The sequence below is a fragment of the Streptomyces sp. NPDC002851 genome, assembly GCF_053591935.1.
In genome coordinates this window covers 52,311-62,614 of the sequence record NZ_JBSFUT010000030.1, presented here as the reverse complement: position 1 = coordinate 62,614, position 10,304 = coordinate 52,311, and the positions used below count along the sequence as shown (strand labels likewise).

Sequence of the window (10,304 nt, the reverse complement as noted above, 5' to 3'; positions counted from 1 at the left end):
GGCCGTACGGGAGGTACCGGAGACAGCTGAGCGGCAGCCGCGCATGACGATGTGTGTCCTCACTCAGGGTCCGCGCCCTGGTTCGACGTGAACGGCGTTGGGAGTTCCTGGCTCCCCGGGCTCGGGCTGTGCGTTGTGCGTGCTACCGAACCCCGGTGACAGTGGCGGGACCGCGCCGGATTCGCACCGGCTTCCTCTCCATCACGCCGTATTGGCTCCGGAAGTCCACCACGCCCGCGAACGCCCGTCAACTCGTCGTTGACCTGCGACGGAGGAGTGTGCCGAGCCCCACAGCGAACCGCCCCGCGGAGGGCCGGTGAAGGCCCGCCCACGGGGCGGAAGGTGACGCTGTGACAGCTGGATCGTCAGACGACGATGAGGTAAATGCCGTACGCCACCGCGGCGGTGCACAGCGCGAAGCAGAGGTACGCACCCGTGCGCGCGAGCGGCGCGGAGCCGCCCTCGGAGGCGGCCGCCTCCTGCTTGGAGAGCCCGGCGATGCCCAGGGTGAACAGGCCCACCAGGGCCACGGTCGCCACCAGGCTGACACCGAAGACGGAGCCGAGCGCACCCCACTCGATGCTGATCATTTTCTACGTCCTTAGCCTTCAGTGTTCTTCGGTCTCGGAGATCTCAGGTCTCAGGTCTCAGACGGCCGCGGTCGCGCCCGCGGTCCGCGTGGACTCGGAGGCGGGGGGCTCGGCGGGAGCCGGGATGCTGGCGGCGGTCTCGTCGGCGGAGTCCGTGGCCGTCGCCGCACCGGCCGGGGCCGGCGGGGCGACCGCGGCGATGGCCGTGGTCACGACGCCCGCGGGCTCGTCGTCCGCGGCGGGTGCCGCGGTGTCGTTGACGTCGTCCGCGACGACGTTGGTGTGGTTGACGACCTGACGCCGGGAGACGAACCAGATCACGGTGCAGGAGGCGACGAGCAGGATCGCGACGGCCGCGATGCCCCAGTCACCCTGCCGGGCCACGAACTCGGCGAGCGCGGCGACCAGACCGGCGGCCGGGAGCGTCAGGCCCCAGGCGACGAACATCCGCGTCGCGGTCGACCAGCGGACCACGCCGCCCTTGCGGCCGAGGCCCGCGCCCATCACGGCGCCGGAGCAGGAGTGCGTGGTGGAGAGCGAGAAGCCCAGGTTCGAGGAGGCCAGGATGACCGTGGCGGCCGAGGTCTGGGCGGCGAAGCCCTGCTGCGGCTCCAGGTCGGTGAGGCCCTTGCCCATGGTGCGGATGATCCGCCAGCCGCCCAGGTAGGTACCGAGCGCGATGGCCAGACCGGCCGAAACGATGACCCACACCGGCGGGTTGGAACCGGGCGCGAGGGCGCCGCCCGCGACGAGCGCCAGCGTGATGATGCCCATGGTCTTCTGCGCGTCGTTGGTGCCGTGCGCGAGCGAGACGAGACCGGCGGAGGCGATCTGTCCGGCGCGGTAGCCCTTCGCGGAGGACTTCTCACCGACGTTCTTGCCTGCCTTGTACGTGACCCGTGTGGCCAGCATCGCGGCGAGACCCGCAACCAGCGGGGCGGCGATCGCGGGGATGAGCACCTTGGTCACGACGACGCCGCCGTTGACGCCGCTGAGTCCGATGGAGGCGATGGTGGCGCCGATCAGACCGCCCATGAGGGCGTGCGAGGAGCTGGACGGCAGGCCGACCAGCCAGGTCAGCAGGTTCCAGAGGATGGCACCGACCAGGGCCGCGAAGATCACTTCGGGCTGGATGCCGTCTTCTCTGACCAGTCCACTGGAGATCGTCTTGGCGACCTCGACGGAGAGGAACGCTCCGACCAGGTTCAGTACGGCGGACATGGCCACCGCCACCTTGGGCTTGAGCGCCCCGGTCGAGATGGTCGTGGCCATCGCGTTGGCGGTGTCGTGGAAACCGTTCGTGAAATCGAACACGAGCGCTGTCACGATCACAATCGCGAGCAGCAGTGTGATGTGTTCCATTTACCCAGGCAATCTCTGGACGTCAGTGGCTGTTGGAACGTAGGCAACCTGAGTGAACGGAAAGTGAACTGCGGCGAGATGGGGGGTGTCCTACGCGGAGGGGTCCCGGGGCAGCATCCGGAGGGCCCGCGTCCGCAGGCCCGGCCCTGGCAGGATCGCGCCATGAATGACAGGGAAGTCAGTGGAACGGCCGCGCCGCGGAATCTGGACGCGGCCTGGGCGGAACTCGTCGCCACCGCCCGCCGGACGGCCTCGGAAGGCCTGGTCGTCGGCACCTCGGGCAATGTCTCGGTACGGGTCGGTGAACTGATCCTGATCACCCCGAGCGGCGTCCCGTACGACCGGCTCGGCCCCGACGACACGGTCGCCGTCGACCTGGACGGCCACCAGGTCCTCGGCACCCTGAAGCCGACCAGCGAACTGCCCCTGCACCTGGCCGTCTACCGGAACACGGACGCGGGCGCAGGGGACACGGCCGCCGTGGTCCATACCCACGCCGTGCACGCGACGGCCGTCTCGACCCTGGTGGAGGAGCTGCCCTCGATCCACTACATGACGGCGGCTCTCGGCGGCCCGGTACGCGTCGCCCCGTACGCCCTGTACGGAACGGACGAACTGGCCGACAACATGCTCCGCGCCCTGGACGGCCGCACCGGCTGCCTGCTCCAGAACCACGGCACCGTCACGTACGGCAGCACCCTCGACCAGGCCTACGACCGCACCGCCCAACTGGAGTGGATGTGCCACCTCTGGCTCACCGCGGCGTCTCTCCCGGGCCGCACCCCGAGCCTGCTGTCCCTGGATCAGCTGGCGGAAGTGGCGGAGCAATTGAAGGGGTACGGGCAGCGATAACGGTCCGTCCGGCGCTTGGGAAGGGGCGAGCATGAGGAAGAAACCGGCACGCACGCCTATATCGCCTATCGCCTAACCCATCGCCCTGCACCTATCGCCCATAGCCCTACATCAACGGTGTGAGGAACCTCCGCAGCGTCTCCTCGTACGTCACCGGGTCCGCGTTCCACATGGCGGCGTGCGGCGCCCCGGGCACCGTGTGCAGCGTGACCAGGCGCGGATGGCGCGAGGCGAGGCGCCGGGACGGGGTCCAGGGGGCGAGGGTGTCGTCCGGGCCGTGGAACAGCAGCGTCGGGATCGTGCGGGCCGCCGTCTCGGCCGCCTCGGCGAGCCGGTCGCCGCGCAGCCCGGCCCGCCCCTGGGCCGCGCGCACCGTGAGCGGCAGCAGCGCCGTGGGCGTGCGCCGGGCCTTGGCGAGCGCCCGCAGCGTCGCCTCCCAGTCGAGCACCGGGGAGTCGAGCACGAGCCCCGCGATCCGCTCCCGCACCGCCGAGTGCGCGGCGGCGTGCAGCGCCATGGCGCCGCCGGTCGACCAGCCGTAGAGGACGACCTGTTCGGCGCCGTACCGCAAGGCGTACCGGATGGCCGCGTCCAGGTCACGCCACTCGCTGTCGCCCAGGTGCCCGAGCCCGTCGGGGGAGGGCGGAGCGCCCAGGTCGCCCCGGTAGGCCAGGGAGAGCACCGGAACGCGCTGCCGGTGCAGAAAGTCCATGACGACCATGGGGTGCTCGCGGGTGGTGCCGAGCCCGTGCACCGCGATCACCCAGGTGCCCCGCCCGGCCGGCACGAACCAGCCCGGAAGCCCGCCGAGCTCCCCCGGAATGTCCACGTCCGCATGGTCGAGGCCGAGCGCGTCCCGCGGATTGCCGACGTACACCTGGGGCGTCAGCCACACCCGCGCCCCGGCGGCGAGCGCACCATGGGTGACCCGCTCCAGACGGCGCACCACGGTGTCGGGCGTGGGCGGCGGTCCCTCCAGAACCGGCCCGACGACGGCGTGGCAGCCGTCGCCGCTCAGGCCGTACATGCCGGGGCGCAGCGTGGCGAGCGCACGCGTCAGGGTGACCTGCCCCGCGGCGGTGCCGTGCACGGTGAGCCTCGGATCCGAGGGCAGCGGCCGCCCCGGGGCAACCTTCAGAGCGGCGGCACTGGCGTACCGGCCGGCCGCGACAGCGGCGGCCCCGGTGCCCAGCGCGGCCGTAACGGCGGCGACGGTCACGTTCACGGGTCGCATTGCTTCAGTGTCAACGCCCCACGCCGCACCGGCCAGTCACACCGGCCCGACTTGCGCGGGGCCTTGCTTGGATGTACGCGTCGCCTGGATGTACGCGTCGGCAAACGTCGGACGTGCCGTGCTCGCCGGCGTGCGCCGCCCTCCGCTCGGTAGGGGCAGAGCGGTCCCGGCGGTCGAATACGGACGAACGGCGTTGCCTGTCGTGTGCTGCCCGTCCGGCAGCTCGTCCGGTACGGGGCTGCGGTGCGACTTGTCCGGTACGGGGCTGTGGCGCGACGGGGACGCCGCCGGTGGCCTCAACAGGGCGCGGTGTTTGCTACCGCGTACCGTCGGCACGCCGTGTGCCCACAACCCCCGACGACCCACGTTCCACCCCCGCACCCGCACCCGCACCCTGAGCCCCCTTCGGCCTGCCCCTGATCTCTCCCACCCCTGTCCGCGCCGCTTTCCTCTTCCTTCACCGCCTTCCCCTTCCCCTACCGCCTCCCCTTCCCCTACCGCCTTCCTCCCGCCGTCTTCCTTCCACCACCTTCCGTTTCCACCCCCGACAACTCGCCTCCCCCTCCGGGCACCGGGCCGCCGTCCCCCGCGAATCCGCCCTCGCTCTCTTCCGTTTGGGCTTTCGAGCGCCCAACGTGGAGACTGCCCCCGTGACGTCCCGTACCCCGCGCGACTCCAGACTGCGACTTGTCCGCCCCCGCACGCTCGCCACCGCTCCCCGCGCGGCGACCGAGCGGCGCAGCAGGCGCCCCGCGCCGCGCCCACCAGAGGGCACGCCCGCGCCCGCCGTCCTGGCCCGGATGGCCCGCGAGGGCCTGGCCGACGCGGCCCGTATCGCCCGCTGGGCCGAAACGGTCTGCGCGCAGCCGACCGGGCCCAAGGGGGCCGCCGCGCCTGGGAGGTACAAGTCGACCGGCGCCGGGGGCGCGCGCGGAGGCGGCTCCGAAGCCACGCCCGGCACCGCCCTGCGCCCCGGCCCAGGCGGAATGCTCTCCGCCGAGGCTGCCGAACAGGCTGCCGCCGACCTGGGGTTGACCCCAGGTCAGGTGCGGGCGGACTGGGACACCGCACGCCTCGCCGGGCTCGTCGAGGTGCACGGTGGCACCGCACGGCCCGGATGGCGGCTGCGTGCGTGGGACCGGGACGACTCGGCCGTGTTGCGGGGCTGGGTCGCCCTGTTCGATGCCTGGTCGTTGGTGCACCCCGCCCCGGCCGCGCTCGCCCCCGCCGCGGTGGCCGAAGTCGTCGAGGCCGTACCGCAGTTGTTGTCGCTGCTCCAGCTCTCCGCGGGGCCGGTCCCGGTGTCGCAGCTGCTCGACCTCCTGGAGCAGCGGGTCACCGAGCTCCGCGACGAGCGCTGTGAGATCCCCTTCGGCCCGCAGCCCGAGCCCGTAGGCGAGGCGGACCACACCGCCACCCCCCTGACCCCGCTGCTCGACTGGGCGCTCGAGGCGCTCGCCGCGGTCGGCGCGCTGACCCTGGACGCGCGGCAGGCGACGCTCACCCCGCTGGGCAGCTGGGCGGTCTGGGTCAAGCTGGAGCAGATCATCGTCGCCGCCCAGAGCCCCGCCGGGCACATCGAGCACTCCGCCGAGGAGATGCTCCGCGGCTGCGCCCGACTGCGCCCGAACGCCGCCCGCGCCGAGTACCGCGCCTGGCTGGCCGCCCGCCCCGTCGGCAGCGCCGTCACCGAACTCCTCGACACCGCCCGCGGCGACGACGCCCTGCTGCGCGGCCTGGCCTTCGAGGCGCTGCGCGTGGTCGGCGCCCCGGCCGAGCCCGACGTGCGGGCCGCCGCCGACGAGACCGTGCTGCGCCCGTACGCCCTGATGTGGCTGGCCGAGCAGGAGGGCACCGACCCGGAGGACGTGCACACGGCGCTCTCCCGCGAGGAGTCCACCTGGCTCTGGATCGACACGGCCGCGGCCGTCGCGGACCACGGCGAGTCCGATCTGCTCGTCCGCCACCTCGACTCGGCGGTGCAGGGCACGGTGCCCGCGCTGCTCCAGGAGGTACGCGCGGTCGGCCACCCCCGCACCGTGCAGGTCCTGGTCGCCCTGGCCGCGGCCCACCCGGACCCGGCCCTGGCCAAGGCGGTCCGCCGGGCGGCCTTCCAGGTCCACACGGGCGGCGCCTGACCGACGTCCCGCCGACGGGACCCGGCGGCTACGAGCTCGCGCCGCCCGGTGCGTACGTCCCGAAGCCCCAGACGTTCCCCTCCAGGTCCCGGGCTATGTAGTCCCGGGAGCCGTAGTCCTGGTCGGTGGGCGGCATGAGGACCTCGATGCCGTGCTCCATCGTGTGCTTGTGGTGCGCGTCCACGTCCGGCACCTGGACGTAGATCCCCACCGGCCCCGAGTCGCGGAGGGCACTCTCGAACACGCCCCCTTGGCCCCGGGAGCCGAGCATCACCACGCCGTTCCCGAAGCCGAGTTCGGCGTGGACGATCTTGCCGTCCTCGCTCTCGTACACCGCGTTCTCGGTGAAGCCGAAGCCCTCGGTGAGCTGGCGGATGGCCGCCTTGGCGTCCGTGTAGCTCAGCGTCGGGCAGATGGTCGGTGCGTCAGTCATGTCACTCCCTCATTCTTCTGCGCGTCGTTCCCGAGCCCGTACTTGAAGTCTGACAGCGCCCACTGACAATCACCCGACGTGCCGGACGCACGGATCCGCCAGGAGCCCCTGGAACCGCTCCTGGGGCACGAGGCCGAACGAGGGACCCGCGTACCCGGGCCCGCCGTGTCGCGGTGACGCCCCGAAACCGCCCCGCGCCCCCTCGCTACGCTCTGCGCCTGATCCATGGGCAACTCCGGTCAGAACGGGACAAGTGCCGGGCAGTACCAAAGGGGGCAGTGTGACCGCCGTGTCGACCGCGACGGCCGAGTCGACCAAGGGGACCCCGGAACCGCCGCCACCCACGCACATCACGAGGACGGCCCCCGCGCCCGCCACCACGGCCCCCACCCGTCAGCGCTCCCGGACTCCACGGCACGCCACCCAACTCGTCCTGCCGTTCCTCCTCGCGCTGCTCGCCCTGCCCCTGGTGACCGCCGCCCACCACGCCTGGCCCGCGCCCTATGGGGACCGGCTCACCGTCCACGCGCGCGTGGGCCACGACGCGCCCTCCGCCGAGCCCCGGCTGCGTACAAAAGGACGGACCGTCGAGGCGTACGACCCGATCACCGGCCGCACCCGCTGGACCTACGCCCGCGAGGGACGTCGCCCGCTCGGCCTGCTCCCCGCCCCTGGTCACGCCATCGCGCTCTGGGACGACGGCATCGTCACCGACACGGTCCGCCGCGACGGCCGCGCCGTCCGCTGGCACCGCGCCGTCCCCGGCGCCGCCGACTGGCTGCGCACCCCGTCCGCCCACGGCGGCGCCGGAGTACTGCGCGCCCTCGACCCCGGCGCCCGTATGGTCGCCGCCGTCACACCGGACCGGATCGTGGCCTACCGCGGGGCCGACGGCGACCTGCGCTGGGTGCTGCCCGCCCGGCCGGGCTGCGCCTTCGATCCCGCCCGCGCGGTACGGCGGGGCAGCGCCCTGCTGGTGGCCCAGCCCTGTGCCGCCGGGCAGGCCGCCGGGAAGGGCGCGGCCTGGCCCTTTCAGCTGATCGCCGTCGACGACCTCGGCCGCATCACCCCCGACCGTCAGCCCCTCGGCAACGCCCTGCCGGGCCCGCTCCCCGAAGGCCACCCGGGAAAGGCTCCGAGGCAGACCTGAAGACGCCGCAACAGGCACTTCCAGCACTTCCGGCACGGGAACAGGCCTCGGATCAGCACCGCATCAGGCGCTGCATCAAGCACAGCATCAGGCGCCGAAAAACTGGTTGCACACCCCCGTTAGAATGGCCGCTATGGCCATTCTCCTCGTGCATTAGACGGCGTCGACCTCCGCCGCAGCCCGCCGCCACCCTCCGACGAGGCGCCGCGCGCGGCACTTGGTGACTCCCCGCCCGCTGTCCGCCGTCCCTTTCCCACGCCAGGAGACTGGAAGCCTTCCATGATTACCGCCACCGGTATCGAGCTGCGCGCCGGCGCCCGCGTCCTCATCGAGAACGCCTCCCTCCGTATCGCCAAGGGCGACCGCATCGGCCTCGTCGGCCGTAACGGCGCCGGCAAGACCACCCTCACCAAATGCCTGGCCGGCGAGGGCCTCCCGGCCGGGGGCACCATCAGCCGCTCCGGCGAGGTCGGCTATCTGCCGCAGGACCCGCGCACCGGCGACCTGGATGTGCTCGCCCGCGACCGCGTCCTGTCCGCCCGCGGCCTCGACGTACTCCTGCGCAAGATGCGCGAGAACGAGGACCGCATCGCCAACGGCAAGGGCGGCACCCGCGAGAAGGCGCTCAAGCAGTACGAGCGCCAGGAGACCGAGTTCCTCACCAAGGGCGGGTACGCCGCCGAGGCCGAGGCCGCCACCATCGCCGCCGCGCTCGGCCTGCCCGACCGCGTACTCGGCCAGCCGCTGCACACCCTCTCCGGCGGTCAGCGGCGCCGCGTCGAGCTCGCCCGGATCCTCTTCTCGGACGCCGACACCCTGCTCCTCGACGAGCCGACGAACCACCTCGACGCCGACTCGATCGTCTGGCTGCGCGACTACCTGAAGACGTACCGCGGCGGCTTCATCGTGATCTCCCACGATGTCGACCTCGTCGAGACGGTCGTCAACAAGGTCTTCTACCTGGACGCCAACCGCTCCCAGATCGACGTCTACAACATGGGCTGGAAGCTCTACCAGCAGCAGCGCGAGGCCGACGAGAAGCGCCGCCGCCGCGAGCGGCAGAACGCCGAGAAGAAGGCCGCGGCCCTCAACTCGCAGGCCGACAAGATGCGCGCCAAGGCCACCAAGACCGTGGCCGCGCAGAACATGGCCCGCCGCGCCGAGCGGCTGCTCGCCGGGCTCGAGGACGTGCGCCAGGCCGACAAGGTCGCCAAGCTGCGCTTCCCCGAGCCCGCGCCCTGCGGCAAGACCCCGCTGACCGCCGAGAGCCTGTCGAAGTCGTACGGCTCACTCGAGATCTTCACCGACGTCGACCTCGCGATCGACAAGGGCTCCCGGGTCGTCATCCTCGGCCTCAACGGCGCGGGCAAGACCACCCTGCTCCGCCTGCTCGCCGGGGTCGAGAAGCCGGACACCGGCCAGGTCGTCGAGGGCCACGGCCTCAAGCTCGGCTACTACGCGCAGGAGCACGAGACCCTCGACCCGGACCGCACCGTCCTGGAGAACATGCGCTCGGCCGCGCCCGACCTCGACCTGGTCGAGGTGCGCAAGACGCTCGGCTCGTTCCTGTTCTCCGGCGACGACGTCGACAAGCCGGCCGGGGTCCTCTCGGGCGGCGAGAAGACCCGGCTCGCGCTCGCGACCCTCGTGGTCTCCTCCGCGAACGTCCTCCTCCTCGACGAGCCCACCAACAACCTCGACCCGGCCAGCCGCGAGGAGATCCTCGGCGCGCTGCGCTCCTACAAGGGCGCGGTCGTGCTCGTCACGCACGACGAGGGTGCGGTCGAGGCGCTGCAGCCGGAGCGGATCATTCTGCTTCCGGACGGTATCGAGGACCTGTGGGGCGCCGAGTACCAGGACCTGGTCGCCCTCGCCTGACCCGGCCCGACGGGACCGACCCGGGTCCCGAGCGACGGAACCAGGACCTGATCAACTCGTACTGGATCATTCGCCCGACGCGTGATCCATCATCTGAGTGAGTGGGACTGGTACCAGGCTGTGTCGTACACGGATTTCGTCACTGTCTGTCGTACGTGCTCCCGGCACCCGGGCCCGCCGCGCTGACCTGGCACTTCGCCGTCGAACCCGTTCGGCCGTACGTCCACGGGCGGCCGGAGGGATGGATTCCTCTTGTGTCTACGGGCGCAACGCCCGGAAACCCGGCCGAATGGACCTTGCCGAATGGGTGGCCAGGACGCCCCGGAGGGGTGATCATGAGAATTCCAGAGCGCACTTCCCATGAGGAGGCACGGGTGGCCGAGACTCTGAAGAAGGGCAGCCGGGTAACCGGCGCCGCGCGCGAAAAGCTCGCGGCAGACCTCAAGAAGAAGTACGACAACGGGGCAAGCATCCGGGCGCTGGCCGAGGAGACCGGCCGCTCCTACGGATTCGTGCACCGCATGCTGAGTGAATCCGGAGTCATCCTGCGCGGACGTGGCGGGGCGACGCGGGGCAAGAAGGCCGCCTCCGCCTGAGGGCGGTGGGTGGCCACCGTCTTCGGTGGTGGCCACCCGGTCGATCGAGCGGTCGGCCGGGTGGTTACTGT

General features: G+C 72.0%; 9 protein-coding genes and 1 riboswitch. Of the genes, 5 read left to right on the top strand and 4 right to left on the bottom strand.

The window, feature by feature from the left end; all coding sequences use genetic code 11:
- Nucleotides 1-101 precede the first annotated feature (101 nt).
- Nucleotides 102-197: riboswitch (cobalamin riboswitch) on the bottom strand.
- A 168-nt stretch (nucleotides 198-365) separates the two neighbouring features.
- Entirely contained in the window at nucleotides 366-587 is a 222-nt protein-coding gene (locus ACWD10_RS27360) for a hypothetical protein (protein WP_451095609.1), read from the bottom strand.
- Between the two features lie 60 nt (nucleotides 588-647).
- A complete protein-coding gene (locus ACWD10_RS27355; protein WP_451095525.1) occupies nucleotides 648-1,952 on the bottom strand; it encodes an anion permease in 1,305 nt (434 codons plus the stop codon).
- Nucleotides 1,953-2,114: 162 nt separating this feature from the next.
- Here ACWD10_RS27355 and ACWD10_RS27350 point away from each other — a divergent pair, with 162 nt between their 5' ends.
- Nucleotides 2,115-2,804, top strand: a complete 690-nt coding sequence (locus ACWD10_RS27350; RefSeq protein ID WP_451095523.1) for a class II aldolase/adducin family protein — start codon at nucleotides 2,115-2,117, stop codon at nucleotides 2,802-2,804.
- A gap of 106 nt (nucleotides 2,805-2,910) precedes the next feature.
- Here ACWD10_RS27350 and ACWD10_RS27345 read toward each other — a convergent pair whose 3' ends face one another.
- On the bottom strand, nucleotides 2,911-4,038 hold the full coding sequence (locus tag ACWD10_RS27345; protein ID WP_451095521.1) for an alpha/beta hydrolase: 1,128 nt from the start codon (nucleotides 4,036-4,038) through the stop codon (nucleotides 2,911-2,913).
- A gap of 650 nt (nucleotides 4,039-4,688) precedes the next feature.
- On the opposite strand from ACWD10_RS27345, the gene ACWD10_RS27340 reads away from it, so the two are divergent.
- A complete protein-coding gene (locus ACWD10_RS27340) occupies nucleotides 4,689-6,176 on the top strand; it encodes a hypothetical protein (protein ID WP_451095519.1) in 1,488 nt (495 codons plus the stop codon).
- 28 nt (nucleotides 6,177-6,204) lie between these two features.
- Here ACWD10_RS27340 and ACWD10_RS27335 read toward each other — a convergent pair whose 3' ends face one another.
- Complete coding sequence (locus ACWD10_RS27335; protein WP_451095517.1) at nucleotides 6,205-6,609, bottom strand: VOC family protein; 405 nt, start codon at nucleotides 6,607-6,609, stop codon at nucleotides 6,205-6,207.
- 280 nt (nucleotides 6,610-6,889) lie between these two features.
- Between ACWD10_RS27335 and ACWD10_RS27330 the strand changes: the two genes are divergently transcribed.
- The 3 genes from ACWD10_RS27330 to ACWD10_RS27320 all read left to right on the top strand — a co-directional run bounded on the left by ACWD10_RS27330 (nucleotide 6,890) and on the right by ACWD10_RS27320 (nucleotide 10,233).
- Complete coding sequence (locus ACWD10_RS27330) at nucleotides 6,890-7,759, top strand: hypothetical protein (RefSeq protein ID WP_451095515.1); 870 nt, start codon at nucleotides 6,890-6,892, stop codon at nucleotides 7,757-7,759.
- Nucleotides 7,760-8,038: 279 nt separating this feature from the next.
- A complete protein-coding gene (locus ACWD10_RS27325; protein ID WP_451095513.1) occupies nucleotides 8,039-9,637 on the top strand; it encodes an ABC-F family ATP-binding cassette domain-containing protein in 1,599 nt (532 codons plus the stop codon).
- A 374-nt stretch (nucleotides 9,638-10,011) separates the two neighbouring features.
- Nucleotides 10,012-10,233, top strand: coding sequence for a helix-turn-helix domain-containing protein (locus ACWD10_RS27320; protein WP_451095511.1), 222 nt, complete (start codon nucleotides 10,012-10,014; stop codon nucleotides 10,231-10,233).
- Nucleotides 10,234-10,304: the final 71 nt, after the last annotated feature.